At 64.3% G+C, this 26,635-nt stretch carries 24 protein-coding genes; 9 read left to right on the forward strand and 15 right to left on the reverse strand.

The annotated features are described in order from the left end of the window. Positions 1 to 208 precede the first annotated feature (208 nt). The 3 genes from HYR72_07280 to HYR72_07290 all read left to right on the forward strand — a co-directional run bounded on the left by HYR72_07280 (position 209) and on the right by HYR72_07290 (position 2,770). The gene (locus HYR72_07280; GenBank protein ID MBI1814762.1) at positions 209 to 604 is read left to right on the forward strand and encodes a ComF family protein; all 396 of its coding nucleotides are present in this window, start codon (positions 209 to 211) and stop codon (positions 602 to 604) included. Positions 605 to 1,350: 746 nt separating this feature from the next. Continuing rightward, on the forward strand, positions 1,351 to 1,728 hold the full coding sequence (locus tag HYR72_07285) for an aspartyl protease family protein (protein MBI1814763.1): 378 nt from the start codon (positions 1,351 to 1,353) through the stop codon (positions 1,726 to 1,728). A 61-nt stretch (positions 1,729 to 1,789) separates the two neighbouring features. Further along, positions 1,790 to 2,770, forward strand: a complete 981-nt coding sequence (locus HYR72_07290) for a Gfo/Idh/MocA family oxidoreductase (GenBank protein ID MBI1814764.1) — start codon at positions 1,790 to 1,792, stop codon at positions 2,768 to 2,770. Between the two features lie 100 nt (positions 2,771 to 2,870). Here HYR72_07290 and HYR72_07295 read toward each other — a convergent pair whose 3' ends face one another. From HYR72_07295 to HYR72_07315, 5 genes are read right to left on the reverse strand one after another with little or no spacing between them, the layout of a single operon-like run. After that, positions 2,871 to 3,248, reverse strand: coding sequence for a nuclear transport factor 2 family protein (locus HYR72_07295; GenBank protein MBI1814765.1), 378 nt, complete (start codon positions 3,246 to 3,248; stop codon positions 2,871 to 2,873). A 58-nt stretch (positions 3,249 to 3,306) separates the two neighbouring features. Continuing rightward, positions 3,307 to 3,513 (reverse strand): hypothetical protein, encoded by a 207-nt coding sequence (locus HYR72_07300; GenBank protein ID MBI1814766.1) that lies wholly within the window; start codon positions 3,511 to 3,513, stop codon positions 3,307 to 3,309. A gap of 32 nt (positions 3,514 to 3,545) precedes the next feature. Next, positions 3,546 to 5,327, reverse strand: coding sequence for a DUF1446 domain-containing protein (locus HYR72_07305; GenBank protein MBI1814767.1), 1,782 nt, complete (start codon positions 5,325 to 5,327; stop codon positions 3,546 to 3,548). After that, positions 5,324 to 5,872, reverse strand: coding sequence for a methylated-DNA--[protein]-cysteine S-methyltransferase (locus HYR72_07310; protein ID MBI1814768.1), 549 nt, complete (start codon positions 5,870 to 5,872; stop codon positions 5,324 to 5,326). The genes HYR72_07305 and HYR72_07310 overlap by 4 nt, the downstream gene beginning before the upstream one ends. Continuing rightward, complete coding sequence (locus HYR72_07315) at positions 5,869 to 6,126, reverse strand: hypothetical protein (GenBank protein ID MBI1814769.1); 258 nt, start codon at positions 6,124 to 6,126, stop codon at positions 5,869 to 5,871. The genes HYR72_07310 and HYR72_07315 overlap by 4 nt, the downstream gene beginning before the upstream one ends. 98 nt (positions 6,127 to 6,224) lie before the next feature. On the opposite strand from HYR72_07315, the gene HYR72_07320 reads away from it, so the two are divergent. Then, positions 6,225 to 6,761, forward strand: coding sequence for a CBS domain-containing protein (locus HYR72_07320; GenBank protein MBI1814770.1), 537 nt, complete (start codon positions 6,225 to 6,227; stop codon positions 6,759 to 6,761). 189 nt (positions 6,762 to 6,950) lie between these two features. Beyond that, entirely contained in the window at positions 6,951 to 7,241 is a 291-nt protein-coding gene (locus HYR72_07325; protein MBI1814771.1) for a GIY-YIG nuclease family protein, read from the forward strand. A 109-nt stretch (positions 7,242 to 7,350) separates the two neighbouring features. Here HYR72_07325 and HYR72_07330 read toward each other — a convergent pair whose 3' ends face one another. After that, entirely contained in the window at positions 7,351 to 9,951 is a 2,601-nt protein-coding gene (locus HYR72_07330) for a hypothetical protein (GenBank protein MBI1814772.1), read from the reverse strand. A gap of 131 nt (positions 9,952 to 10,082) precedes the next feature. On the opposite strand from HYR72_07330, the gene HYR72_07335 reads away from it, so the two are divergent. Together HYR72_07335 and HYR72_07340 are read left to right on the forward strand one after the other, a co-directional pair. Continuing rightward, positions 10,083 to 12,992 carry a hypothetical protein gene (locus HYR72_07335; protein MBI1814773.1) on the forward strand — a complete coding sequence of 970 codons (2,910 nt, stop codon included), beginning with the start codon at positions 10,083 to 10,085 and terminating at the stop codon, positions 12,990 to 12,992. Positions 12,993 to 13,101: 109 nt separating this feature from the next. Further along, positions 13,102 to 13,956 carry a DsbA family protein gene (locus tag HYR72_07340; GenBank protein MBI1814774.1) on the forward strand — a complete coding sequence of 285 codons (855 nt, stop codon included), beginning with the start codon at positions 13,102 to 13,104 and terminating at the stop codon, positions 13,954 to 13,956. 58 nt (positions 13,957 to 14,014) lie between these two features. Here HYR72_07340 and HYR72_07345 read toward each other — a convergent pair whose 3' ends face one another. From HYR72_07345 to HYR72_07375, 7 genes are all read right to left on the reverse strand, one after another. Continuing rightward, on the reverse strand, positions 14,015 to 14,548 hold the full coding sequence (locus HYR72_07345) for an NUDIX hydrolase (protein ID MBI1814775.1): 534 nt from the start codon (positions 14,546 to 14,548) through the stop codon (positions 14,015 to 14,017). A gap of 172 nt (positions 14,549 to 14,720) precedes the next feature. Beyond that, positions 14,721 to 15,143: a CoA-binding protein gene (locus HYR72_07350; protein ID MBI1814776.1), complete on the reverse strand. Its 423-nt coding sequence runs from the start codon at positions 15,141 to 15,143 to the stop codon at positions 14,721 to 14,723. 54 nt (positions 15,144 to 15,197) lie between these two features. Then, positions 15,198 to 16,385, reverse strand: a complete 1,188-nt coding sequence (locus tag HYR72_07355) for an acetyl-CoA C-acyltransferase (GenBank protein ID MBI1814777.1) — start codon at positions 16,383 to 16,385, stop codon at positions 15,198 to 15,200. A gap of 174 nt (positions 16,386 to 16,559) precedes the next feature. Further along, positions 16,560 to 17,222 carry a signal peptidase I gene (gene lepB / locus HYR72_07360; GenBank protein MBI1814778.1) on the reverse strand — a complete coding sequence of 221 codons (663 nt, stop codon included), beginning with the start codon at positions 17,220 to 17,222 and terminating at the stop codon, positions 16,560 to 16,562. Between the two features lie 90 nt (positions 17,223 to 17,312). After that, positions 17,313 to 17,978 carry an HAD-IA family hydrolase gene (locus tag HYR72_07365; protein ID MBI1814779.1) on the reverse strand — a complete coding sequence of 222 codons (666 nt, stop codon included), beginning with the start codon at positions 17,976 to 17,978 and terminating at the stop codon, positions 17,313 to 17,315. Positions 17,979 to 18,107: 129 nt separating this feature from the next. Further along, positions 18,108 to 19,181, reverse strand: a complete 1,074-nt coding sequence (locus tag HYR72_07370) for an amidohydrolase (protein MBI1814780.1) — start codon at positions 19,179 to 19,181, stop codon at positions 18,108 to 18,110. Positions 19,182 to 19,210: 29 nt separating this feature from the next. Further along, positions 19,211 to 20,146, reverse strand: a complete 936-nt coding sequence (locus HYR72_07375; GenBank protein MBI1814781.1) for an alpha/beta hydrolase — start codon at positions 20,144 to 20,146, stop codon at positions 19,211 to 19,213. Between the two features lie 97 nt (positions 20,147 to 20,243). Between HYR72_07375 and HYR72_07380 the strand changes: the two genes are divergently transcribed. After that, complete coding sequence (locus tag HYR72_07380; GenBank protein MBI1814782.1) at positions 20,244 to 21,332, forward strand: LLM class flavin-dependent oxidoreductase; 1,089 nt, start codon at positions 20,244 to 20,246, stop codon at positions 21,330 to 21,332. Positions 21,333 to 21,388: 56 nt separating this feature from the next. Continuing rightward, on the forward strand, positions 21,389 to 22,261 hold the full coding sequence (uppS, locus tag HYR72_07385) for a di-trans,poly-cis-decaprenylcistransferase (GenBank protein ID MBI1814783.1): 873 nt from the start codon (positions 21,389 to 21,391) through the stop codon (positions 22,259 to 22,261). A gap of 242 nt (positions 22,262 to 22,503) precedes the next feature. Here uppS and HYR72_07390 read toward each other — a convergent pair whose 3' ends face one another. Together HYR72_07390 and HYR72_07395 are read right to left on the reverse strand one after the other, a co-directional pair. Continuing rightward, on the reverse strand, positions 22,504 to 25,116 hold the full coding sequence (locus HYR72_07390) for a zinc ribbon domain-containing protein (protein ID MBI1814784.1): 2,613 nt from the start codon (positions 25,114 to 25,116) through the stop codon (positions 22,504 to 22,506). Between the two features lie 221 nt (positions 25,117 to 25,337). After that, a complete protein-coding gene (locus tag HYR72_07395; GenBank protein ID MBI1814785.1) occupies positions 25,338 to 26,471 on the reverse strand; it encodes a CoA transferase in 1,134 nt (377 codons plus the stop codon). Positions 26,472 to 26,635 lie beyond the last annotated feature (164 nt).

Here is a 26,635-nt window from a genome sequence, read left to right on the forward strand (position 1 = left end):
GCCGCCTCCTGGTGCTTGACGGTCCGTCGTACCGTACCCGTCACCTACCGCCGCTTGACTCTTCGAATTCAAACAACGATCACGCTGACAAACCGGCCAGAGTTTCCGGAAAAGACCGGTCAGAATTTCCGGAACCCACAACTCGACGCGAACCGAACTGGGCGAACTGCTCTACAGGCTTAAGTACAAGGGTGATCAATCCTCCATTGTGGCGATCGCACAGGCTGCGGCCGACTTCCTGCGGAACTGGAATCCGGGGATCGATTTGATCGTTCCGGCACCACCCAGCAAGAATCGAGCGGTTCAGCCGCTGTTCCAGATCGCCGACGAGATCGGAAGGCTTCTGAACGTTCCGGTCGACAAGCGAAGCGTGCGCAAGGTCAAAGAGACGCCGGAACTCAAGAACGTCGAATACGCGAAACGTCTCGAGTTGCTTGGTGGGGCGCACGCGGTCGATGCAGATGCTTCGAGGGGCCGACGTATCCTACTTCTGGATGATCTCTATCAGTCTGGAGCTACTCTCAATGCAACCGCGTGTCTCTTGAAGGAAGTGGGGAGCGCTGCTGCGGTCTTCGTACTGGCGTTGACTCGAACCCGGAGCTGATCATGGAAGCGGTTTTTCTTGGTGGGTCTCGGCGTATCCCTCGTCTGAATGAAGCTATTCGGTCGAAGCTTGATGAACTCCTTGACCGAGGCCTCTGGATGGTAGTTGGTGATGCGAATGGCGCAGACCGCGCGCTCCAGCAGCATCTGGCAGACCGCGGATATGAGCGGGTCGTCGTGTATGCAGTGACCGGACTGCTCCGCAACAACGTTGGACATTGGGAGGTTCGCTCCGTGGACGCACCCAGGGGCGCTCGGGGGTTCGACCTCTACTCCGTGAAAGACGCACAGATGGCCAAGGATGCCTCCTATGGGTTCATGCTTTGGGATGGGAAGAGCCGCGGAACCCTTGAGAACGTCCACAATCTCTTGGCACAAGGAAAGCCAGTAGCGGTGCACCTCGGCCCGGTGCATCGCTTCGTAAGCCTCAGGTCGCCAGAAGACTTTCACAAGCTTGGGGTTGCACGGGCAACGGTCTTGGAGGGGCAGCATGACCTTCCCTTCGGCTCTACTCCGGGCGCTGCCCAACCCGCCACTGCATCTGACGGCCGCCGGCCGTCGCCCTTGGGGTCACCGCGACCAAGACGGCAACGTGCACTCAACGTGCGCGGCCACAGCCGAGCGCCCGCTCCAGCTCGGCAGCTCGGGCCATGATTGCCGCACCGCCAAGCGGTTTTCTACAGCCTCGTTCGGCTTATCGGGCGGATTTGGTTGACCCCTCCGAGTCCCTGCTCTACCGTGACGGCCATGGGCGTCACGTATGTGCACGCGCGGCTGCGACGATCTGACGGCCGCGGACGAACTCATGATCTGCGGTTCCTCGTTGATTCGGGCGCCATCTACTCCGTGCTTCCTGCGGAAACCTGGCGGGCGTTGCGACTCAAACCGGAGCGCCAAGTGGAGTTCACGTTGGCGGACGGTACGCCAATCGAACGCGGAGTTTCCGAGTGTCGTTTCGAGATCCGCGACAACGCCGCCACATCGCCCGTCGTGTTGGGCGAAGAGCGCGACGGCGCGCTGCTCGGAGCCGTGACCCTCGAAACGCTCGGCTTGATGCTCAATCCGCTGACCCGGGAAATCCTGCCAATGCAGATGGCCCTTTCCCGTCTGCGCCCCTCTCGGTAGCTCAACAACGCGGCTGCAGTCGGCTTGCGAAACCCTGCCGCGCGCGGCACATTCGCCTCTCATGACTCGGTTGCGTGTCGGACTGATCGGCGTCGGCAAACACGGGCAGCGCTACGCCCGTCACATCCGTGATGATCTGACAGCGGAAGTCCAACTCGTGGGCCTTGCGCGTCGGGATGCGGCGAAGGCGGCAGAGTTGGCGGCTGAGTTCGGGTGTCGTGCCTACACCGACTACCGAGAGTTGATCGCGGCGCCCGACCTCGATGCGGTGATCGTGGTGGTGCCGCCCACCTTGCATCGCGAGATCGTCGTCGCCGCCGCCGAGTTCGGCCGCGCCATCCTGCTGGAAAAGCCGGCTGCTGTGTCGCTGGCGATGGGACGCGATCTCCTCGCGCTCACCCGACCCAAGAACGTGCCCGTTATGGTGGCGCAGACACTGCGCTACAACGCGGTCGTGCACACCATCCGCCAGGCGCTGCCGTCGATCGGCGCGATTCACTCCGTGCGGGTCAGCCAGCGCTTTGAGCAATCGCCGTTAGCGTGGATAGACGACCCCGCCGTGTCCGGCGGGGGCATGGCGCTGCACACCGGCGTGCACATGTTCGACCTGATCCGCGTGCTGACGGGCCTCGAAGCGGCGCGCGTCAGTTGCGAGATGACCCGCGTGGTTACGCAACGCACGGAGGACAACTTCAGCGCGGTGATCGCGATGCACGGCGGGCGCGTGCTGGCGTCGGCGGTGGGCTCGCGCGCCACGCAGAGCCGCTGCGGCGGCATCGAAGTGGCCGGCGAACGCGCGCAGCTCGCCGGGGATCACGTCCTGCGCCGCGCCTATCGCATCGAAGGGACGACGATGACGCCGCTCGAGATTGCGCCCGCGACGCAAACGGTCCCCGACGTCGTGCGCGATTTCGCCGCCGCCTTGCGGGCGGGTCGGGCGATGCCGATTCCACTCGAAGAGGGATTGCGCGCGGTGGCGATTGCCGATGCGTGCTATCGCGCCAGCGCCGCCGGGCGAGCAGCGGCGGTGGAGGCGATCTGAGACAACGTGACTCGTGAGCCGTGATTCGTGAGTCGGATGAACAGCTCTCCAACGACTCACGACTCACGCTTCACGACTCACGATCTCACGAGCCACGATGTCACGCCATCCCCGACTGCTTCATGAACATCTGCATGTCGAAGTAGTCGCGCCACGCGGCGATCTTGCCGTTGCGGATTACGAACACTCCGGCGACCGGCAACGCGACCTGCCGGCCGGCGATGAGGAAACGGTCGATGCGCTCGTTCATCACTATGTCGTCAACCGAGGACATGTGAAGAATTTCGAACTCGATCTTCTCCGCCGGGGCGACGAACATCTCGAACGTGTTGCGGATGCCGTCGTGTCCGTGCACCGGCTCGACCGGCACGTTGTGGTACACGGCATCCTCGGCGAAGAAGCTCAGCAGCTCTTGAATGTTGCGGCGGGCGAATGCTGCGCAGAACTTGCGTACGACGTTCTCGTTCTCGGTACTCATCGATTGACCTCCTGGTCGACCCGCTCCCACGCCGGGGAGCGGGGAATGCGGCTGCAGTTCACACCGCCGGCTTGCTGATGACGTCCTCGGCCTTCACGCCCTTCTCCACGCACGTCCGGCACAACGGCACACTCCGCCACACCCCGCGCACGCGCACGGGGTAGCCGGTGATCTCCGGCGCGTTCATGTGGCGCTGCGTGGGGAACTCCTTGCCGCAGGCGGCACACGCGACCGACAGCGCCTTGTTGTCTTGTCCTGCGATCATGACGCTTCACATCCCTTCGTCGAACATCAGATCTACTTGCCGCTCAGCACAGCCGCGGGAACGTCGAGGGACATCTGCAGCAGACCCTGCGCGAGGGTCTTGCCCTGATGATCGACGCGCAACGAGAGTGTGCCGCCACCACCGAGCGCGTTGTGGAGCACGAAGTTGAAGGCGCGCAGGTTCGGCAGCTCGTAGCGCACGACATCGCCGCGCACGAGATCGGCGAAGTACTGCTTCACCCGCTCGGGTGTGAGGGTTGCGCGGAGGAAGGTAAACGCCGCGTCCGACCGCGCCGCCACGCCGACGTTGGCGTGATCGCCCTTGTCGCCGGAGCGCGCGTAGGCGATGGCCGAGAGTTTCGCGGGTTGCGTCGGTCCTCGCACTGCGCCGGATGTTTCGGAGGGAGTCGCGCCAGGAGCGCGAGAGGTTCCGGCACCCGCCAGTGCCATCGGTACCGCGAGCTGCTCGCGCCGCTCTCCGTCGAGGACCGTCACCTCGGCATTGACCAAATCGCGCGGTACGCGCGCGGGCCAAAACCCCAATGCCTCCTGCACGTCTGGCCGTCCGCCAAAGATGCCAAACCCGGGCGGAGATTGCAGTCCAAAACCGAGAAAGTTGATCGAGAAGCGCTCTAACTTGCGCCGATCCGCATCGCGCACACCGATGCGCAACACGACCTCGTTCGGTTCCACATCAGGTGCCGCGTTGCCCCAACAGCCACGGTAGCCAACGAAATCGATCCGGCGCTCGGCAAAATTGACACCGAGGCGGTGGAAGATCATCTCGCTCATCCGCGTGGCTTTGGCGACCACGTTCGGCCCCGACAGCAACGCGGTGCCGACGGATTTGAATCCGTCGCTGTACACGACTGATGCCTTCAGCGTGCTCGGCGGCGGTGTGCCGTGCACACCGCTCACCCGCACCCGATCGGTTCCGTCGGAGGCGAGATGCAGCGAGGTGAAGTCGGTGCTGACGTCGGGGGTCAGATATGCGGTTGGATCGCCGATCTCGTAGAGCAGTTGCTCGGTGACCGTCGCACAGGTCACCGCACCGCCGGTGTTTGGATGTTTGGTGACGACGAACGAGCCGTCGGCTGCGGCTTCGACGATCGGATAGCCCATGTCGAGCATCGACGGCAGCGATTGCCAGTCGGTGAAGTTGCCGCCGGTGGCTTGCGCGCCGCACTCGAGAATGTGCCCGGCGACGATGCCGGCGGCGATGCGATCCCAGTCGTCCCACTGCCAGCCGAACTCATGCACCAGCGGCGCAAGAATTAGCGCCGCATCCGTCGTGCGGCCGGTGATGATAATGCGCGCGCCGCGCTTGAGCGCCTCCACCACCGGCTTGGCGCCGAGGTAGACGTTGGCGGCGACGATCTTGCCGCGAATCTCGGCGTACGGGCGGACGCCATCCATATGGTCGAGCGTCGCGCCGTGGGTTTCCAACTCGTCGAGACGATCGAGGATGTTGTCGCCGCTGACGACCCCGATCGGTAACGCGATGCCCGCCTCACGACACACGGCGGCCACCGCGTCCGCGCAGCCGTGCGGATTGATGCCGCCGGCGTTGACGATCACGGTGATGCCGCGCTCGGCAATGAGCTGCAGGGCGGGCTTGAGTTGCTGAATGAAGTCGTAGGCGAACCCCGCTTTCGGATTGCGCGCGCGCTGGCGGTGCAAGATCACCATGGTGATCTCGGCGAGGAAGTCCGAGGTGACGTAGTCGACCGGCCCGCCCGCAACCTGACGGTAGAGCGCTTCCGGATCATCGCCCCAGTAGCCGCCGGCGTTGGCAATGCGCACGACCGACTTCATGCGATCAATGCTCCCTCGTGTTTGAGCAACCACAACTTCATCGGCAACCCGCCGCCGTAACCGGTGAGTGAGCCATCAGCGCCGATGATGCGGTGACACGGGACGATGATCGCCGCCGGATTCGCGCCGTTGGCGGCGCCGACCGGGCGTGACTTGCCGGGTTCACCGATCGCCCGCGCGATCGCGCCGTAGGAGGTGGTCGTGCCGTAGGCGACGCGTACCAACGCGTGCCAGACGCGGCATTGAAACTCGGTCCCGCGCAAATCGAGCGGCAGCGAGAACTCGCGCCGCGATCCGGCGAAGTATTCGGCGAGTTCGGTCCGCGCTTGGCGCAGCAGCGGACTGTCGCTGATGACCGTGGCCGCATGGTCGGCCAGCCACTGTTTGAAATGACGGGCGGCGGCGCCGGGCAGTCTGACGTAGCGAACGCCGTCGGCCGAGGTCGCGAGGTACAATTCACCGAACGGCGTCGCGACCGATCCGGCCGCGAGCACATCGCCCGCTGTTGATGTCTGGGCGTGCGTCTCGATCTGAGCGTCCATCATGCTTGACTGCTCGCCAGGCGATCGGGTTGCCTCCCGGTACAGCGGAGCACCAACGCTTCAACCATGGCAGCATACGCGACCAGATCGCTCGCGCTCTCACACGGCGCGTCGCGCAGCTGCGTGCGTTCACGCAGGCTGAAGGCTTGCCACTCCTTGAGGTGGAGCTTGATGCCGACGCGGTCGAGTTTGTCGCGGATGATGCGCGGCATCAGCGTCAGGGCCGCTTCGAGTTCTGCTTGTTTGTCCTGATTCATGCGGGGTACCGCGGAGCTTTTGGCGCGCGCGCGCCACAGTGTCAACCGGCAGTGCGTCTGTGCTATGGTGGCCTTACGTTCTGCCCCAGGAGGCGAAGATGAATGAAGAGGCTATCCTTGAAGAAGAAGCGATTGCCGCAGAACGGGTGGAGGAGGCGCGGGCGCTGGGGACGGCAATCCTGAGTAAACCCATTCGTGCTTTGGCCACGTTACGGTCGGCGATTAACCTGCCGCCGACTGCGAGCGTGCGGGAGGCCATCGAGCGCATGAACGATGACGGCGTCGGGTGCGTGCTGATCGAACGCGACGGCCGGCTCGTCGGCATCTTCACCGAGCGCGACGTGCTCAAGAAAGTCGCCACCAGTGGAATCGATATCGACCGCCGCACAGTCGAGAGCGTGATGACCGCGGCGCCCGAAACGTTGTCGATCGATGCCCGCATCGCCTATGCCCTCAACAAAATGGTGGTCGGCGGGTTCCGGCACATTCCGTTAGTCGATGCCGCGAATCGGCCGGTCGGGATCATCGCCATGCGCAACGTCGTCGAGTACATGGTCGACCTCTTTCCCCACGAGGTGCTCAATCTGCCGCCCGAGCCGAACCCGAACGTCGCTCGCTCGCGCGAAGGCGCGTGACGGGAAACAGTAGGCGGTGGGCAGTCGCGAAGCGGTCGCACGGCTTGGTACTTCCGGCATAGACCCGGCAACTTTCGTTTTGAACGGTGGCACTTTCCGTTCGCCCTGAGGAGCCGCCGTCTTTTGGCGGCGTCTCGAAGGGCGCCTCCGCCTTGCACTCAGGACACACCATCGCCGAAAACTGCATCGATGGCCTTCTGGGTCTATATGCTCCAATGCGCAGACCAGTCCTACTACGTCGGGCACACAGACGACCTGGAGAAGCGCATCTCCGAACACGAGAGGGGCGAGCTGCGGGGATACACATCAACTCGCCGTCCCGTTCGAGTCGTCTTCACGCAGGAGTTTCTCTCACGCGAGGAAGCTCTCGCTGCCGAACTCCAAATCAAAGGATGGACCCGCAAGAAAAAGGAAGCGCTGATCAGCGGTGACTGGGCCGAGATATCAGCGCTGGCGCAGCGCCGTACGCCTTTCCGATGATTGGGTTAAGCCGGTGGCGCCCCTTCGAGACGGCCCCGAAAAGATGGGGCCTCCTCAGGGCGAACGGTAACTCTGCTTCCTTCCTCGATACGTTGATACGCTGCCGAACTCATGAACCAGAGTACTTCGTGTCTAGGGTTTCGCTGCTGCCGTTGCTGAGGTGAACGCGGCGCAGCGCGCGGGATTCCGGAATCACTATGGGCGTGTCGTTGGACGCCGTGATGGCGAGCAACGCATCGCTACCTTCCCACGCCAGTTGCCGCACATCGTGGTCGGCATCGAGCACGCGCGCACGGCCGCTCTTGAGATCGAGCACAAATAGCTGATGCGACAGCAGCGGCCGCGACAGTGACGGCGCGGCGGCGAACGCGAGCTGCGAACCGTCGGGGTTGAGGGCGAGATCGCGGATGGCGGCAGCATCGCGGACCAGCACCCGCACCGGGGCTTGGTCGAGCGGGATGTCCCAGATCTGCCAATCCCAGTTGCCGCCAATCACCGCGTATACCCGCGACTCGTCCGCTGCCCAACGTAGGAGCACACGATCGCGATCCCACGTGAGCAGCGACCGATCCATCGCGCCGGTGTCGTCGCAGACGCGGAGGTCAATGCGGGTCCCGCGCGCGGTCACGTACGCAATCCAACGACCGGATGGGGACGGCGACGACGACTCGAGGCGCTGCCCGCGCTGGTGGCAGAGCGTGTGTCGGCCGTGCGCGTCAAAGCGCAGCAGGCGCTCGCCGTTCGTGGCGATGATGTCGCCGTTGCGCCCGAAGGCCGGACTGCTGCCATCGCCGATGACGCTCCGACTGCCGTCGACGGCGTTGAGCGCGATGATGGCCGGCCAATCGCCGGTGGCTTCGAGCGAGCTGACGACGATGCGACTGCCGTCGACCGAGAACATCGGCGCCTCGACCACGCCGCGCTCGAACTCCCACGAATGGATTGGCTTGCCGTCCGCGGTGCGCAACGCGAGCGTTGCCGGAGCGCCCGGGTTGGGTTCACCGCTGGTGATCAGTACCTCCCCGCGCGCGTTAGTGGTGACGAAACGCGGCGGCGCCAGCCGCGGCGTGCGATTGTTGAAGCGCAGCATGTCGGCCCACGTGAGTTGCGGATCGAGTATGGCGATCGCCCCGGCACTCGGCAGTGCGACGGTCTCGCCGACTCGCGCCGCGTGCTGCTCGGGCGCCGCCGCGCCATCGCTTAACACCCATAGGGGAAGTGTACTCGCCACCATCGCCTCGCCGCGGTTCGCGACATCCACCTGATTGGTGCCCGATGGCTCCAAGGTCAGGTCGGCGAGTTTGTCGGAACGGACCCAGTCGGCGAAAAATGGAGCGACATCCTGCCCGCTGCTTTCTTTGATGACGGCTTCAAGATCCGAATCGCTGGCCTGGCGATAGCGGAAGCGCTCGATGAACTGGCGCAGCGCCGCTTCCATCGCTTGATCGCCGAGGACAGTGCGCAGCATCGTGGCGACGTACGCGCCCTTCTTGTAGATGGTGTCGCGCGCACTAGCCTCGGCGAACGCGTTGTCGAGGACCGACATGTTGGCGACCACACCTTGACGAGCCGGGTCGAAAAACTCCTCAGCCATGCTCCGCGTCAGCGCGTCCCGTCCCCACCGCGCTTCGCTGACGAGCAAGCTGGAATACTCGGCGAAGCCTTCGACGATCCACTCGCCGCCGCTGCCGGGGGTGAGCCACTTTTCGGCGACCGTGCTGCCCCACCAGTTGTGCGCGATCTCATGGGCGACGGTGTGCGACCCGTAGTCGCCGCGCCGGAAGGAGCGCAACGGCACGCCCATCAATCCGGAACCGTCGTTGAACGCCCGCCGCAAGCGGCGGGTGACGAACGTGGTGAGCTGCGGAAAGCCCGACGGGCCGAAGCGCTGCGTGAGCGCGGCATTGGCGTCGGCGGCATCGTGCAGGGCGAGGGGACTGTCGAGCGCGACGTCGTCAGCGGTGAAGAGCTGCACCGCGGTACCGTCAATGGCGGCGGCGGTGCGCTGATACGGCCCTGCGACCAGCGCCATCCCCGCTAGTGGTCGCTCGCTGCGCCAATGGACGCGCTGGCGGTCGCCACGCTCGGCACGCGACAGCTCATGGCCGTTGTGGACGAGCGTGAGCCGCGCCGGCAGCGTGACCGTCACGTCGGCGTTGAAGAAGCTCTGCACGTCGTTTGGGTACCAGAACTGATCGACGGGCAGCAGCACGTCGCGCGCGTCGCACAGCGCGTCGCTAGCACCGAGGGCGCTCGCGGTCGGGTCACCATCGTAGTCGAGATCCAATTCGACCGTGTCATTCACCGCCACCGGTTGCCCAACATCGACGACGGTCACCATCCACAATTGATAGACTCGTGAAGCCGGTGCGCGGTTCGCAAGCTGCGCCCGGCGGATCGTCAGACCGGGGTTGAGCAGAAAATAGAAACGTTGCCGAGCTGCGCTGGTGCTGCGCAGCGTGAGCCGCGCGTGCGCAGCCAGCCGATGATTGTCGGGCGACAGGTCGGCGTCGATCGTGAGATTTTCCGTGCGCTGGCCGTCGAAGAGGATTCCCAGCCGCGTGACCACGACCTTCAAGAAGGTGAGGCTGCTGCCGCGACCGGTCAGGTACGCGGCCGCACCGCCTGCGAGAATTGCGGCGATGAGTAGCAGCGCCACGGCGGCGAGAAGGCGCTGAACGATTCGGCGGATGATCTGGAGCGCGCGCATCTACAACGGGGTGTCGGGGCTCGATGTGATCGGCATGCGCGACGATATGGGGATGGCCGCCGGTCTGTCAACGCGGGAGTGCTGTTGCTATGGTTGTTGGCGATTGCGTTAGGCTGCAGAGGAGGAGAGTGATGGCCGGCCGTGTGCAAAGTTTCACCCGATGGTTTGTGATCGTCGCGTTCGTCGTCGGCGCCTCCCGCGCGCACGCGGCGCCGCTGTCGGGTACGGTGCGCTACAACGGATCGCGCGGCACGGTATCGAGCAGCACACCGATTGTGTTGTTCCTGTTCACCACTCCCTCGCCCGGCGACGAAGACCCACAGCATTTCTCTGTCACCACCAACGGCGGCAGCTTCAACTATGACGTGGCCGCCGGGACGTACTACCTTGCGTTCGTGCTCGACCTCAACGGTGACGGCGAAGCCAACGTGGGTGAGCCGGCCAGCATCTACAACAACCGGACCAGTTTTCCCGGCGACCCGATCGTCGCGCCGCGCACCGGCCTCGCGTTGCAGTTCAACGACACCGGCGGCATCCCCGGTATCGCCGGAACGATCACCTACACCGGCCACCTGGGCACGGTTTCGGATTCCACGCGTCTGCGGGTGGACGTTTTTGCGGACGCCGATTTGACGATCCCAGGCGACGCCGGTGGCGAGGCGAAGACCAGCAGCAACCCCGGCCGCTATGACCTCATCATCTTCGATCATACGCCGCGCTACCTGTGTGCCTACTTCGATGTGAACGGGAACCAACAGCTCGATGCCGAAGAGCCGTTTCAGATCTACAACGGCAAGACCTCAACGCCGGCTGATTCGGTGGTGGCGAGCACGAGCCAAACCCACATCGACTTCAACTTCGGCGATCCGTCCGCCGGCAACGTACTCCTCACCGGCACGGTTCACTACACCGGCAGTCGCGGGCCGGTGTCGGCATCACGTCCGATCACCCTCATCTTGTCGAGTGATTCCAGCTTTCATAGTGACGATGTCGACCAGACGACCGTCACCACCAACCCGGGAAACTTCACCTTGCACGCGCCGAGTGCGGGCGACTACTACCTCGCCATCGTCTTGGACGTGGTACCGAATGGTCAAGACAACAACGTCAACGTGGGCGAGCCGTTCCAAATCTACAATGGCCGGTTTCATCTTCCCGCCGATCCGCTCACCTTGCCGCGCTCCGGACTGGCCATCACATTCAACGACACCGGGCGCCTTCCCGGCGTCGCTGGGACCGTCACATATTCCGGCACGCTCGGTCAGATTGATTCGAATCACAAACTGATCGTGCAGCGGTTTGTCGATCCCGCACTGACCCAATCACCCGATCGAGACCAAGAAGCGGAACTCGACAGCAACGGCGGCCGCTACGACTTCATCGGGGACCTCGTTATCGGCACGTACTACCTGATGGCCTTCTTCGACGTGAACGGCAACTTCCAATACGATCTCGGTGAACCATTCGAAATCTACAACAACAAGAACGCGCCGCCGGCCAATGCGGTGGTATCCGGGCCCGACACCACGAACATCAATTTCAACTTCGCCGACGAAAACGCCGGTCCGAGCCCGAGCTCAACGCCGAGCCAGACCTTGACTCCCACGCCGACCGCGACGAAGACACCGCCGCCAACGTGCACGCCGCTCCTGTGCGGCGCGGGCGAAGTACCCTTCTGCTCCGGCAATTGTTCGGATAGCTGCGGCGCGATCTGCGCGACGCCGACGCTGCGGCCAACGCTCGGGCCGTGCATCGGCGACTGCGGCGACGACGGCTCAGTCACGGTCGAGGAACTGATCATCGGCGTCAATGTCGCGCTCGGCGTTGCCCCGCTCTCCCGCTGTCCGTCGTTCGATACCGATCACAGCAACGATGTCACTGTCGACGAATTGATCCGCGGTGTGAACGCGGCGCTCCTCGGCTGCGTGCCGGTGCCGACGCCCACCGGCACTGCGACCGCGACGCCGACGGCGAGCGCAACCGTAACCACCGATAATGGAGGGCCGACGCGAACACCATCGCCATCTCTCACGGTCGCACTCACAGCGACCGCGACGGCGACCACGGCGCCTGTCACCCCGGGGCAACTGGCGCGCGCGGTTGCTGGGCACGCGGCGATCGCGGCCGACGCGTTCGGCGCGATCCCCGCCGTGATCACCGCGATCGCCACCGGCTTTCAGCTCGGCGGAAGTTCCGCTGCGCTAGGGTTAGCGGCGAGCGATGGCGGCGCGGCCGGCGCATGTCCCGGTGGTGGGACGGTGATGCGCCAGTGCGTGCCGAACGGGCCCGGCGGGGTGATCATTCAGTTCGTGTTCGATCCCGACGGCTGCGTCATCAATACGCCCGACGGCGTCGCCAAGCTCACGGGATCGATCAGCTTGAGCGGCAGCGGCGGCGGGTGCGTCGTGCTGCCGCCGATCGCTGCCACCGCGAAGCTGCACGTCGAGTTCGCGCACGAGGGTCAGTCGACTCTGACCGTCACCGCCGATCTGTCGGGTATCGTGGCGACCCCGAACTTTGAAGGGAGTTGTTTCATCACGGCCGCCGACTTGACGTTGAGTGGCGGTCTGCGCACGCAATTGCCGGACGGGCGTGGGGCGAGTGTCGACTTCAGCAACACCGCGGTCCACGTGCTGATCGAAGCGTTCAATGTGAATTGCATCCCGCTCAAGTACGCGCTGACGTTCAACGACTCGGCGCAATTCACCGAACTCGCGAGCGGTGAACAGTTTGTCGCGACGTTCGATACCTTCGTCTTCAGTCAGGACGCGACCCTCAACCCGACCGAGGTGCAATTGAACGGCGGCGTGACGTCGAACTGCCTCGGCGAGCAGGTGACGTTGGCCACATTGACGCCGATGCTCTCGCGCTTCGGGACTCTCTGTTTTCAAGGCGGCGTGCTGCGCGCAATGTCGTCAACCGCGCAAGAGCGTGTCGTCTATCTCGACGGCGGTGGGGTCGGCATCGACAGCAACAACGACGGAAGCGTTGACCAGACATTTGACTCGTGCCTTGTGCCCGAACTGCTCCTGTGCCCGTGATCGCGGGCATTCCAGCCCGCCGGGGTTGACGTTGCGGAGAAACGCTGGCAGCTTGGCCGCCATTACATTACTGGGTCAATACGTTGCCCCATAAGGGAGGAGTCACCTCATGAAGATTGCACTCCGCGCGATGACGATTGCGCTTGTTTGGACGCTGGCCACCCTGGCCCCGGTCGTGGTCGTGGCTGACGACGGCGACAAGGTCGCCGAGTATTTCCGCAAGAAGGCGAACCTGCCACCCGCGGTGACGGCGAAGGTCGTCGATGTGAAAGACTCGAAGATCAAGGGCGCCAAGGAAGGCGTCATCGAGATGACCAGTGGTACCAACAACCAGAAGCAGCCGTTCCTGATGTCCAACGACGGCCGCTATGTCGTGTTTGCCGCGGTCGAAGATATCACCGTCAATCCGTTCGAGGCAGTGGCGAAGAAGATCTCGCTGAAGGATCGCCCGAGTCGTGGCCCGGCCGATGCCAAGGTCACCATTGTCGAGTATTCTGACTTCCAGTGCCCGTTCTGCTCGCGCGGCTACAACACGCTCGAAAACGAAGTGATGAAGGAATACGAAGGCAAGGTGCGGCTGGTGTTCAAGAACTTCCCGTTGCAGAGCATCCACCCCTGGGCCGAACCGGCGGCGGTGGCCGCCGAGTGCGCGTTCAAGCAGAACCCCGAAGCATTTTGGAAGGTCTACAACTACCTCTTCCAAAATCAGAAGGACATCACTGCGCAGAACCTCAAGGAGAAGGTGCTGACGGCGGTGGGCGACGGAGTGGACAAGGCGGCGCTCACCGATTGCATCGATAATCAAAAGACGCTCGCGCAAGTGAAGGCCGATCAGCAGGAAGGCACCACCGTGGGCGTGAACGGCACGCCGGCGTTCCTGATCAACGGTCGCTTGCTGAGTGGCGCGCAACCGGCCGCTCAGTTCAAGGCGATCATCGACGACGAACTCGCGTCGAAGAAGTAGACGCAAGAAGTAGTGCGATGTCGCGCGGCGCGGTCGGTTCTCGATCGCGCCGCGCGCCTCACAGGCGCGCTTGCGCCAACAGCAAGGCCGTCACCGCCAACGCATGCGTGATCGCTCCGCCGCTGATGAGCGCCGGCAGCTGCGCCACCGGCACCAACTCCACCGCGATCTCCTCCGTCCCGTCCCACGCGGGCGCTGCCTCCAAGCGCGCATCGCGCGCGAGAAAGATGTGCAAGCGATTGGTCTGAATCGCCGGATTCGGATGGACGATCCCGAGCGGCTCCAACTGTTTGCTGACGTAGCCGGTCTCCTCGCGTAGCTCGCGCGCGGCGGCGTGTGCTGGCGACGGGTCTTCCGGATCGGTGATGCCGCCGGGCGTTTCCAACGTCACCGCACCGATGCCGTGGCGGAACTGACGAATGAGCACGAGCTGCCCGTCCGGCGTGATCGGAACGACGTTGACCCAATCGCGCGTTTCGATCACATCGAAGTCATGCGCCTCCCCGGTGAGCGGCGAGCGACTGCGGTGCCGGCGCAGCGTGAACACATGGCAGCGAATCACCTCTTCCGCGTTGAGTAGCTCCCATTCCATGGTGGAGATCTCCTTGCGTCCGACCCGGTGGTGCTAGCGAGTTAGTTCTGATCCGAGACGGGAGGGCGAGCCTTCCGGCGAGCCGTTCGGCTCACACCATGCGGCTCGGCGGAAGCCTCGCCCTCCCAGTCTTGCATCAGCCGATCCGTAAACCCGATTGCGAGATACTACCCTACCCGGCGAACAGCCGCCGATACTCGATCGCCGGGCAACGATCCATCACGACCGTGAGCCCCGCCTGCTGCGCGCGGGCCGCCGCCGCTTCGTCGATCACGTCGAGCTGCATCCAAATCACCTTCGCACCGATCGCGACGGCGTCGTTGACGATTGGTCCGACCTGATCGGAGCGACGAAAGATGTCGACCATATCGACCGGCTCGCCAATCTCCCGCAACTCGGCATAGACCGGCAGCCCGAGAAGCTCACCGGATGCGCGCGGATTGACGGGAAACACCCGGTGCCCGCGGTCGATCAACAAGCGGGCGATGCGATGACTGTCTCGCGATGGATCGGGCGAACAGCCGACGACCGCTACGCGCAAGCGCCGCGACAACAGCGCGCGAATCTGATCGTCAGAGGGATTGGCGAAGGGCACGAAGGCAGGAGTCGAGGTCCGAGGGTTCAAGGGAACCCTCGGACCTTTCCGAGACTAGTTGATCGCTTCGAACAGGCCGGCAGCGCCCATGCCACCGCCGATGCACATGCTGACGATGCCCCAGCGCTTCTTCTGGCGGCGCAGTTCCAACAACAACGTGCCGGTCATGCGCGACCCGGTCATGCCGTAGGGATGACCGATGGAAATCGAGCCGCCATTGACGTTGTACTTCGCCGGGTCGATGCCGAGCCGATCGCGGCAGTACGCGGCTTGCGACGCGAACGCCTCGTTGAGCTCGACCAGGTCGATGTCGTCGATCTTCAATCCGTGCTGCTTGAGCAGCTTGGGAATCGCGAACACGGGACCGATACCCATTTCGTCCGGTTCGCAGGCGGCGAAGACGCAACCACGGAAATAACCCAGCGGCTTGATGCCGAGTTTCTGCGCGCGCTCGGCTGACATGATCAGCGTCGCTGATGCCCCGTCGGAAAACTGCGACGAGTTGCCCGCGGTCACGCTGCCACCTTCCTTGAACGCGCCGGGGAGGTTGGCGAGCCCCTCCGCTGTCGTCTGTGGGCGGTTGCACTCGTCGCGATCAACGGTGACCTGTTTGGTGGACTTCGTGCCGCTGGCCTTGTCGACGACTTCCATCGTCACGGTCATCGGCACGATCTCGTCCTTGTCTTTGCCGGTCTTCTGAAATGCCGCGGTGCGCTGCTGCGAGGCGAGGGCCAGCTCGTCCTGCTTCTCACGGCTGACCTTGTAGCGATCGGCGACGATCTCCGCCGTCAGTCCCATCGGGATGTAGATCTCCTTCTTGTGATCCATCATCCACGGGTTGAACAGGTTCTTCTTGTTGAAGTCGTTCTGCATCATGGTGATCGACTCGAGCCCACCGCCGATGACCGCTTCGGCGCCTTCGGCTTGCACCATGTGCGCTGCCACCATGACCGCGTTGAGGCCCGACGAGCAAAATCGGCTCACCGTGACACCCGGTACCGTGATCGGCAGCCCGGCCATCACCGCCACGTTGCGGCCAACGTTGAAGCCCTGCGGGCCCTCCGGAAAGCCGGTCCCCATGACGACGTCCTCGATCTCCGCCGGATCGAGTTGCGGTGTCTGCTTGACCACGGCTTTGACGCAATGGGCGGCCATGTCGTCGGGGCGAGTCAGGTTGAACGAGCCGCGGAACGACTTGGCGAGTGCGGTCCGCGCAGTGGCAACGATGACGGCTTCACGCATGGGCATGTTCACTTCTCCTTCTCAGCGAGGGGGATGATTTGGGACGCACGAGTCTCGCAAGTGTGTCGGCGAGATGCAAGGGGGGATCGTGAGTCGTGCTCGTGACTCGTGTTCGGTTGGCAAGCCGATGCCCTCCCTCCGACGAGTCACGACTCACGAACACGAATCACGACCTCAATCGAGCATATGCCCGACGCGATTCCACGACGGCCAGCAGGCGAGTCGGCCCCAGCTTGGCCAACAGGTCTTCGAGTCCCACGAGAAGTAAATGAAGGTGGCGCGGCCCTTCACGCTCTCCACGTCGGCGAAGCCCCAGTAGCGGCTGTCGTAGCTCTGGTCGCGGTTGTCGCCGAGGACGAAGAACTTGCCTGGCGGTACGGTGATCGGGGCGAAGGTGTCGCGCGGCGTGTTCTGCGCGCGCGGGTCGACGAAGTGCGCGTGCGCATCGTCGACCGGCTGACCGTTGACGAAGAGGTGCTTCTCGCGCATCTCCACCGTGTCGCCGCCGACCGCGATCACGCGCTTGATCAGGTCCGTCTCAGGATCGTTCGGTGAGACGAACACGACGATATCGTTGCGGTGCAGCGATCCCGTGCTCATCAGCTTGGTGCCGACCAGCGGCAGGCGCAGGTCGTACGCCAGCTTGTTGACGAACAGGTGATCGCCGATCTGGATCGTCGGCAGCATCGAGCCCGACGGCACCCAGAAGGCTTGCACGACCGACGAGCGCACGACCAGGGCCAGCAGGATAGCCAGGCTGATCGATTCGATATTCTGTCGCCAAGCTGACTTGGGTAACCGTGTTGTTCGGGAACGGATGTCCGGAAGTATGCTCATAGTGTGATCATTCCTGGCGGCGCTGGACTCGTCAAGTCGTGGGCCGTGAGTCGTGACGCGTAAATCGTGAGCGGTCGGGCAAGCCACGACTCACGTTTCACAACTCACGATTCCCGTCAGTTGCGCGAAGACATCGATGACGAAGTCCGGCCGCAGCGCGCGCAGCGCCTCAGCCGCGTGCATGCCGTAGGTCACCGCGCAGGTCGCGACGCCCGCCGCTTGACCCATGGTGATGTCGAACGAGGTATCGCCGACCATCAAGGTGCGCGCGGCGGGCGCTGCAAAGCGCGCCCGCGCATACTCGACCATCTCCGGGTGCGGTTTGCCGCGCGTGACGCAGTCGCCACCGATGAAGTCGTCGATCAGCTCGGCGATGCCGCAATGCTGGGCGATGTCCACCGTGGTTGCGCGACCTTTGCTCGTGCCGATCACCAGCCGCGCGCCGGCGGTGCGCAAGGCGAGCAGCGTCTCGGTGACCCGCGGAAACAGATTGAACTGGCGAACGAAATCGGGCCGATCCGCATGCTCGCGGTAGTGCACGCACAGCGCTTGAATCGTGGGAGCGCTCGCCGAGGGGAGCGCGCGACGAAACACCTCGTCAAGTGGCAGTCCGATGGTGGCGGCCACCGCGCCGGGATCGGCGCACGCGAACCCGTGCGCAGCCACCGTCTCGTTGACCCGCCCTACCAGCAGAGCTTCGCTGTCGACCAACGTGCCGTCGAGATCAAGGACGAGTAAATCGAAACGTGCCGGCATGCGGCGGTGATACTCCGAGCACGCGGTGCGACTCAAGTCGCGATTCGCGTCCGACGACAGGACCGGACATGAGGTTACAACGGATTGAACGGATTACACGGATTGAACGGAATGCAGTCGGCTGCGGCCTCACGCCGGCAAGCCGTACAGCGTGCGTGCGTTTTCGCCCATGATGCGGGCCTTCACCGCGGGGGTGATGTCGGTGCGCTGGCGCAGCGGCTTGGTCGAGTTGGGGAAGTCGCCGTCCCAGTGCGGGTAGTCGCTGGCGTACATGATGAAATTCGCGCCCAGCGTCTCGACCGCCAATGGCACGCTCGCTTCCTCCGGCTCGCAGCTCACGTAGATCTGACCACGAGCGATGTATTCCTCGGGCCTGTGTTTGCACGCCGGCGTCAACCGGCCGCGTTTTTCGAGGTGCTCGTGCATGCGCTCCATGAAGTATGGCACCCAACCGACGCCCGATTCGAGCAAGGCGACGCGCAGCTTCGGATGCCGTTCCAACACGCCGCCAAGAATCAGCGCCGTCGACGCCACCATCATGTCGAACGGGAAGCTGACGCAGTGGACTTGGAGATAGTTGTCGAACCGGTGCGAGCCGAGGTTGGGCAGATGAATCCCCGGCGCGCCGTGAATGCCGAGCGGCATGGCGAGATCCGCCGCCGCGCTGTAGAACGGTTCAAGATCGGGATGATCGAGGTTGCGCGTCCGCAGCACTGCCGGGATCATCGTGGCGACCAGGCCGAGCTGCTTGGCTTCGCGCATGATGGCGATCGACTCGGCAATGCTTTCGATCGGCACCAGGGCCACGCCGAATAGCCGCTGCGGATTGTGCTGGCAGTACTGCGCCAACCAATGATTGTAGCGGCGCGCGACTTCGGCGGCGAATGTCTGATCGGTGAACGCCGGCAAACCAAGCGCCGCGCTGGGGAAGAACACCATCTGCTCGATGCCCTCGATGTCGGCGTCCTTCAGCACGCCCTCGGGCGTGAACGGATTCGCGCCGCGATCGAGGCACATGCCTTCCTCGGCGCGGCAGCCGGCGCCCGGTCCCGTCGCTTGCGGATAGCGCCGGCCCTCGATCACCAGCGCGGACCCGTCTTCCATCGATTCGGCGAAGCTGATCTTGTCGGGAAACCGTTGCATCAGCTCCGCCATCAGTTCGCGGCCTTCGATGATGTGGGCGTCGGCGTCGACGACTCGCATGGGAATCCTCCGGTGAACAATGCAGGCGATTATTTCCCGCCGAAGGCCGCGCGCAGCGCGCTCGCGGCTTGTTGGATGGCCGTCTTGCCTTGATCCAGCATCGCGCTCATGCCGAAGAAGCCGTGGATCATGCCGTTGTAGCGCGTCAGTTGCACCGGCACGCCGGCGGCGCGCAGACGCTCGGCGTAGCGTTCGCCCTCGTCGCGCAGTGGATCGAACTCGGCGGTGATCACCAGCGCGGGAGGCAAGCCCTTCATGTTCTCCGCGCGCAGCGGCGAGGCGTACGGGTTGTGTCGATCGGCATCGCCACCGGCGTAGTGATTCCAGAACCATTTCATCGCGTCGCGGGTGAGCAGATAGCCGTCGGCATTGTCGCGATACGACGGCGTGTCGCACGCCGCATCGGTGACCGGATAGACGAGCAGTTGGAACTTGAGTGCGGGCTTGCCGCGATCGCGCGCGATTTGCGCGACCACCGCGGTGAGATTGCCGCCAGCGCTGTCGCCACCGATCGCCACCCGTGATGCATCGGCGCCGATGCTGGCGGCGTTGGCGGCGACCCACAGCGCAGCGTGATAGGTGTCGTCGACCGCGGCGGGATACGGATGCTCGGGAGCGAGCCGATAGTCGACCGACACGACGATGCAGCCGGCGGCGTTGGCGAGCGCCCGGCATAGCACGTCGTAGGTTGCGATGCTGCCGATCACCCAGCCGCCGCCGTGGAAGTACACCAACACCGGCAACGTGCCACTGTCCGCAGGCGTGTAGATGCGCACGGGGATTCCGCCGACGGGACCGGGCAGCGTGCGGTCTTCCACCTTCGCGACGGCTTCCGGCGCGCCCTGCATCGCGGCGAGCGCGGTGAAGGCTATGCGCGCTTCGGCGACCGGTAACTCGTTGAGCGGCTTGCCGCCCATCGCGGCGATCTGGTCGAGCAGGGCGCGGGCTTGCGGGTCGAGAGCCATGAGATCCTTCCTTTCAATCGGCGCGATCTTGCATTTTTTTGAATTAAAGAACAAACGTTCGTTCCTGCGTGAGTTCGAAGACGAAGAGGAGATCGTAATGGGATTCGATTTTGGTTTGTTCTATGAAATTCCAGTCGCCGCGCCGTGGCATGCGCGTAGCGAATACGACGCCTATCACAACGTGATCAAGCAAGCCGTGCGCGGCGACGCGTTGGGCTTCTCGCACTTCTGGACCGTCGAGCATCACTTCCTCAGCGAGTTCTCGCACTGCTCCGCACCCGAGGTGCTCTACGGCGCGGTGGCCGCCCTGACCAAGCGCATCAAGATCGGCCACGGCGTGCGTCTGCTGCCGTTTCCGTACAACCATCCCATTCGCGTCGCCGAAATGGGCGCGGCGCTCGACATCATCTGCGACGGCCGCTTGGAGTTCGGCACCGGGCGTTCGTCGACTCGCGCCGAGCTGGAAGGTTTCGGCATCGATCCGCTGGAAACGCGCGAGCTGTGGGACGAGGCGCTCGACGTGGTGATCGGCGCGTGGACCACCGACGAGTTCTCGTGGCAAGGGAAGTATTTCAAAGTGCCGCCCCGACGCGTGCATCCGAAACCGATTCAGCAGCCGCACCCGCCGATCTGGATGGCGACCAGTAGTCCGCAGGGTCACGAGGTGTGCGGGCAGAAGGGCTTGGGGCTGCTGTCGTTCACCATCGGCGTGCCGCCCGACGAGTTGGCGTTTCGCATTGGGCTGTATCGCGAGGCGCTGAAGACGGCGAGGCCGGCCGGCAAGTTCGTCAACAATCGCGCCGCTGCTTTCACCATGGTGCATTGCGCCGAGACCACCGCCGAGGCGCGCAAGAACGCGGAGGAGTCGGTGCTGTGGTACTTCAAGAAGAGCATCGAGCTGATCGGCTCGCTTGCTGCGTGGCAAGAAGGACGCGAGTTGGGTTCGTACGACTACACCAAGGGACTGAAGGACCTGAACCTCGAGAGCTTCTCCTTTGATCTGCTGAACGACATGGATGCGATCATCGTCGGTGATCCTGACCACTGCATTCGCGTGGCGAAACGCTATCGCGACGCCGGCTGCGATCAGTTGCTGTGCCTGATGCAGCCGTACAATATCGCCCCCGACAAGGTGATGCGCTCGATCGAGTTGTTCGGCGAGCACGTCATCCCGGCATTTCGTTGATGGTGGAGCACTCCGGCGCGTGCTAGCGTCGGGACCATGTCAGTGAGGAGTTGTCGATGGCCGTTGGCGTAACTCAACCGGTTGCCCGCCCGGCGCGCGTGCTGCCCACGCTCGCCGCGTGGCCGGGTGCTGCGTGGCAAGTGTTCAAGGATGTCGTCAAGTGGCCGTTCTACGCGCTCTACGAATACCGCCTGAGCCAAGAGGCGGCGACGTGGCGCAAGCCGCAACACATCGGCGTCATCATGGACGGCAATCGGCGCTACGCGCGCCAGTATGGTTTCACCGATCTCAGCGAGGGCCACGCGCACGGCGCCCGCCACCTCTACGACGTGCTCAAGTGGTGCCGCGACTTCGACATCGGCGTGATGACGGTGTGGGCGCTCTCGCTCGACAACTTCGCGCGTGACGAAGCCGAGTTGCGCGGGCTGTTCGAATTGTTCGAGGCCAAATTCCACGAGATCGTCGATCACGAAGAGATTCACCGCTATCGCGTCAAGGTGCGCTACATCGGCAGTTACGAACGGTTGCCGGCGAGTCTGCAAGCCGCGATCGATGCGGCGCAAGCGGCGACCGCGCACTACGAGGACTTCGTGCTCAACGTGGCGATCGCGTACGGCGGACGCGAGGAGATCACCGACGCGTTTCGGCGCTACTTGCACGATCAAGCGCAGTCGGGTCATTCGCTCGCCGAGGTCGCCGACGGCTTGCTGCCGACCGCCGTCGATCCGTATCTCTACACCTCCGGCCTGCCCGATCCCGACCTGATCATTCGCACCAGCGGCGAAGTCCGCATCGGCGGCTTTCTGCTGTGGCAAAGCGTGTACAGCGAGTTCTACTTCTGCGACACCTACTGGCCCGCGTTCCGTCGCATTGATTTTCTCCGCGCGCTGCGCTCCTTCGATCAACGCAAGCGGCGGTTCGGGAAGTAGGGGCGGCATTTGACGGCCGGGCCGCGGCGACAATGAGTCGGCGGATTCGGACAGCCTCCTCCCTGACCCTCCTCCGCTCACGGGAATGTTCGCAGAGGAGGGAACTCACTCGTGCGATGTCGACACGCTCCGGTCCCCTCCTCTGCGGCATCACCCGCCGCGGAGGAGGGTGAGGGTGGAGGTGTTCTTTGAACGCGGAGCATCAACGATCACGTCCGCGCAAATCGCGTCGCGACTTCTCGTTACAACGGCAAGACGTACACCGTCTCGGCCTGCGCGCGGCCGCGAATGGCCAGATCCGCATGGCGCACGAACTGTGCGCAGGTCTCCCGGCCGGCGCGGCGATAGGTGGTGTCGTCGATGGCGACGGCGGCATTGAGTTCGCGCGTCATGCTCTGCAAGCGCGCGGCGAGGTTGACGGTGTCGCCAATCACCGTCCAGATGAAGCGATCCGACGATTGGATGTTGCCGACAAACGCCGGCCCGGTGGCGATCCCCACTCCGACCGAGAGCGTGGGCCGATTGCTCGGCGGCGCCATCGCCGCCATCCCGGCAATGATCTCGCAGCCAACCTGCACCGCGGCGCGCTCCTTCATCGCCATCTCGTCCGGGGCGCCGAAGACGGCCAGCAACCCGTCGCCGTGGAACTCGACGACGCTGCCACCGCGCGCCCGTACCACCTGCGACACCATCTCGGTGTAGCGATTGACGGTGTGGAAGATCTCCTCCGCCTCGCGCGCTTCGGAGAAGCCGGTATAACCGCGGATGTCCACGAACAGCACCGTCACCTCGCGCTCACCGGCCTCGATGTCCTGGCCGCTGGCCAGGCGCGCGGCGACCGCGCCGGGCACGTAGCGGCGCAGCGCCTCCTGCATGGCGCGCGCCTGCTCCGCCACGGCGGTGGCGTCGAGCGCGAGCAGGCGGTCCGAGACCTTGCCCGCGACGGCGCCGAGCCAGGCGAGGTCGGTCGGCGTGTAGATGTCGCCGGAGCGCTTCGGTCCGAGACACGAAAAGGCGATGAGATCAGCCCCGCGGCGAAACGGCACCAGCAACGCGACCTCGAGGGTCTCGATCGCGGCACGCTCGAAGGGCGTGAGGGAGGTCGACTGGCGCGCCGTCCAGCGTTCGGCGGCCAACGGCGCCGTGCGCTCCTGGAGCGCCGTGATCAGCGTGCTCTGCACAGCGAAGGCGGGCGGGGCCGTGCGACCGCGCACCGCCAGCGGCGTGAACACGTCACCAGCACGGGCGTATACGACGGCGGCCGCCGGCTGCAGCAGCGTATCGAGGCGCTCGCCAACCAGGCGCGTCAGCTCCCGCATGTCGGCACAGCCCGAGATCGCCGTGAGCAGATGCTCGAAGCCCTGTTCGAGGGCGAGGCGTTGCGGGAAGAGGAGTCGGTCGATCCGCGGCCGCACGAGCCGCTGCGCCGGCACGACTATCGCCGCGAGGGCGAACGCGAACAGGATCTGCCCGTAGGCCGGTGCGAGCCCGAGGGCGTCGCTGGCGGCGCGCGAAGCAGCCGGCATCACGCCGAGCACGAGGGCCAGGCCGAGGATCGCCAGCACGCTGTACGACAGCGTCGCACTGAACAGCCGGTCGATGTCGAGAAACTGGTAGAAGGCGATCGCGACAAGGACACCGAGCGGTATCGCCACCACGGCGATGATCGCAACAGCAAAGAGTACGCCTATCCACTCGGGGACGACGCCCAGCGCGACGACGGCGTTGAAGAGGCCGACCGGCAACAAGCCCACGTAGGAGCCATAGACCACCCATTTGATCTGCCGGCGCCCGAGAAGGTCCGCGCGCTGGTATACGCGCGTGAGCGCCACGAGGTCTGCGACGATGAAGCCACTCATTACGAGCGCCTCCATCGAAAACGCCGCCAGCCCCGCATCGGGCAACCAGAAAAAGGCCGCGAACGACGCTGACATTAGGAGCGTGAGTGCCCAGGCCACCGCTCGCTGTCCGCGACCCCATAGCCGCAGGCCTGGGAGGAACTCGTTGAGGTTCCAGAGAAGGAGCCCCGAGCTCAGCGGAAGAACGAGCATATCAATGATGAGTTCGGCCCAAGGCGCGGTCGAGATAGAAAAGTAAGGCGTGAAAGAGAACGCCAAAAGCAGGCTCGCCACGTACCAACGCCGCGCGAGGTGCCAGTGGGCGGCGCGCACCAGCAGGAGCAGCGCGGTGCCAACGGTGCCGACGATGAACGGGAGCGTTGCCCACCAAGGATTCCCTGGGAAGAAATACCCCGGGACGAGTGGCACGCGCACGTCGGAGCGCACGCTGCCGCGTTCGATCGTCAACAGCAGGGAGCGGGCACCGGCCTGCGCCACTTGCGACCAGCGCAGTATGAATCCGGCGTTGGACACGCCACGAAGGTCGCTCCCCTCCAGGCGCAGCAGACGGTCTCCCACAGCGAGCGGGCTCGCCTCCGCGCTCGGGGACGACAGAAGTCGGTACACCGTCGGATACGACTGCTCGTCCGGCGCCGACGACACGAAGAACGGGGCGATCACGAAGTCGCCGCGGACGCCGTGAACCACGGTCATGACGATGCCGAACACGCAGACGGGCAGCAGCGTACCGAGCAGCAGCCAGTCGCCGGCTGCCAGTCTCGATCGGGAGAGGCTGTTAGTTGTTAGGTTGTTGGTTGTTAGGGACGGAACGGAATCGGAACTGCCTACTGTTGTCTGCCTACTGCCAACTAGCGAAGCGCCGCAGCCGCCGCAGAACTTCTCGCCGGGCTCGTTCGATGCCCCGCACGCGCCGCACCGCGCGGCGAGCGTGGCCCCGCATTCCGCGCAGAAGCGACGCTCCGCGCGGTTGTCGTGGTGGCAGGATGGGCAACGCATCGGGTTTGGTATCGCACGGTGTGACTAACACACCCTGCGACGATTGCGGAAGGAGCGCGGTGCTCTTCACGACCGGTCGAAGCGGGTGGCGCCCTTCGAGACGGCGCTGCGCGCCTCCTCAGGACGAGCGGGAAAGTATTGTGGCGGAAGGAGAGAACCGCTCATGCTGAGGAGCGCCGACAGGCGCGTCTCGAAGCATGTCGAATGATTCAACGAGGTGGTCAAACGATTCCCTGCTCTCGGAACTGCTTGATCTGTTCTTGCCCGAAGCCGAGTTGCTCCAACGTCTCGTCGGTGTGTTCACCGAACGCCGCGGGCGGGGTGCGCAGGGACGGCGGTGTGTCGGACAGCTTGATGGGACTGTTCGGTGTCACCATCTTGCCGAGCGGTGTGTCCATCTCGACGATCATGTTGCGATGGCGCAGTTGCGGATCGCGCAGCGCTTCGTCGATCGTGTTGACAGGGCCGAAGCAGATGTCCTTGCCGCCGAGTTCACGCATCCAGTCGTCGAAGGTCTTCTTGCGAAAGATTGCGCGGAAGTATTCGACGATTTCTTCGCGGCGCGCTTCGTCCCATTGCAGAGGAATCAGATCGTCGCGGCCCATGTGGCGACAGAGCGTTGCCCAGAAGTGCGGCTCGTAGGCGCCGACAGTGACGTGGCGGCCGTCGCGTGTTTCGTACACGTTGTAACACGCGTAACCGCCGGTGAGTTGCTCGCGCCCGCGCCGCGGGTTCGCACCCGAGAGTTGCCGCAGCAGCAGGTTGTACACGTTCCACGCGAACGCGCCGTCGAGCATGGCGATGTCGATGCATTGTCCGCGCCCGGTGTGCTGCCGCGCAATCACCGCGGTGAGAATGCCGACCGCCGCCATCAGTGACCCGGCGCCGATGTCGGCGATCTGGACGCCCGGCATCACTGGCGCCCGCTCGGCCTCGCCCACGGAGTGCAGCACGCCGGCGAAGCCGAGATAGTTCACGTCGTGCCCGACGCGATCGCGATACGGTCCGTCCTGCCCATAGCCGGAGATCGAGCAGCAGATGAGGCGCGGATTGCGCGCGCTGAGTGTTGCGTAGTCGATCCCCAAGCGTTTGGTGACGCCCGGGCGAAATCCTTCCAGCACGACGTCAGCCCGCTCTGCCAGGCGAAAGAAAATGTCGCGACCGGCGTCGCTCTTGAGATTGAGCGTCATGCTGCGTTTGTTGCGCGCGAGAAACGGAATGCCGGTACCGAACGGATCGCCAGGTTGCGCGATCACCAGCGTGTCCATGCCGAGATCGGCCAGCAGCGTCGAACAGAACGGGCCCGGCAGTTGCCGCGACAGATCGAGCAAGCGGAGATTGGCGAGCGGGAGCATGAAGGAGAATCACCACAGAGACACAGAGTTACCATGTGTTCGGTTGGAGTGAGCTGAGAAAGATGGGAGCCTCACCTTGTGCACGCGGGACACGCCAAACGTGGCCGCAAGATTGTTGCACCAAGAAGGGAGGCTCCCATGACCAAGGTAGTGCAGCGACCCGA

Source organism: Deltaproteobacteria bacterium, assembly GCA_016178705.1.
In the GTDB taxonomy this organism is placed as follows: domain Bacteria; phylum Desulfobacterota; class Binatia; order HRBIN30; family JACQVA1; genus JACOST01.

Coding starts and splice junctions, on each gene's coding strand:
- HYR72_07285 (MBI1814763.1), top strand. CDS start 1,351: ATGGGCGTCACGTATGTGCACGCGCGGCTGCGACGATCTGACGGCCGC.
- HYR72_07290 (MBI1814764.1), top strand. CDS start 1,790: ATGACTCGGTTGCGTGTCGGACTGATCGGCGTCGGCAAACACGGGCAG.
- HYR72_07295 (MBI1814765.1), bottom strand. CDS start 3,248: ATGAGTACCGAGAACGAGAACGTCGTACGCAAGTTCTGCGCAGCATTC.
- HYR72_07300 (MBI1814766.1), bottom strand. CDS start 3,513: ATGATCGCAGGACAAGACAACAAGGCGCTGTCGGTCGCGTGTGCCGCC.
- HYR72_07305 (MBI1814767.1), bottom strand. CDS start 5,327: ATGAAGTCGGTCGTGCGCATTGCCAACGCCGGCGGCTACTGGGGCGAT.
- HYR72_07310 (MBI1814768.1), bottom strand. CDS start 5,872: ATGATGGACGCTCAGATCGAGACGCACGCCCAGACATCAACAGCGGGC.
- HYR72_07315 (MBI1814769.1), bottom strand. CDS start 6,126: ATGAATCAGGACAAACAAGCAGAACTCGAAGCGGCCCTGACGCTGATG.
- HYR72_07320 (MBI1814770.1), top strand. CDS start 6,225: ATGAATGAAGAGGCTATCCTTGAAGAAGAAGCGATTGCCGCAGAACGG.
- HYR72_07325 (MBI1814771.1), top strand. CDS start 6,951: ATGGCCTTCTGGGTCTATATGCTCCAATGCGCAGACCAGTCCTACTAC.
- HYR72_07330 (MBI1814772.1), bottom strand. CDS start 9,951: ATGCGCGCGCTCCAGATCATCCGCCGAATCGTTCAGCGCCTTCTCGCC.
- HYR72_07335 (MBI1814773.1), top strand. CDS start 10,083: ATGGCCGGCCGTGTGCAAAGTTTCACCCGATGGTTTGTGATCGTCGCG.
- HYR72_07340 (MBI1814774.1), top strand. CDS start 13,102: ATGAAGATTGCACTCCGCGCGATGACGATTGCGCTTGTTTGGACGCTG.
- HYR72_07345 (MBI1814775.1), bottom strand. CDS start 14,548: ATGGAATGGGAGCTACTCAACGCGGAAGAGGTGATTCGCTGCCATGTG.
- HYR72_07355 (MBI1814777.1), bottom strand. CDS start 16,385: ATGCGTGAAGCCGTCATCGTTGCCACTGCGCGGACCGCACTCGCCAAG.
- lepB (MBI1814778.1), bottom strand. CDS start 17,222: ATGAGCATACTTCCGGACATCCGTTCCCGAACAACACGGTTACCCAAG.
- HYR72_07365 (MBI1814779.1), bottom strand. CDS start 17,978: ATGCCGGCACGTTTCGATTTACTCGTCCTTGATCTCGACGGCACGTTG.
- HYR72_07370 (MBI1814780.1), bottom strand. CDS start 19,181: ATGCGAGTCGTCGACGCCGACGCCCACATCATCGAAGGCCGCGAACTG.
- HYR72_07375 (MBI1814781.1), bottom strand. CDS start 20,146: ATGGCTCTCGACCCGCAAGCCCGCGCCCTGCTCGACCAGATCGCCGCG.
- HYR72_07380 (MBI1814782.1), top strand. CDS start 20,244: ATGGGATTCGATTTTGGTTTGTTCTATGAAATTCCAGTCGCCGCGCCG.
- uppS (MBI1814783.1), top strand. CDS start 21,389: ATGGCCGTTGGCGTAACTCAACCGGTTGCCCGCCCGGCGCGCGTGCTG.
- HYR72_07390 (MBI1814784.1), bottom strand. CDS start 25,116: ATGCGTTGCCCATCCTGCCACCACGACAACCGCGCGGAGCGTCGCTTC.
- HYR72_07395 (MBI1814785.1), bottom strand. CDS start 26,471: ATGCTCCCGCTCGCCAATCTCCGCTTGCTCGATCTGTCGCGGCAACTG.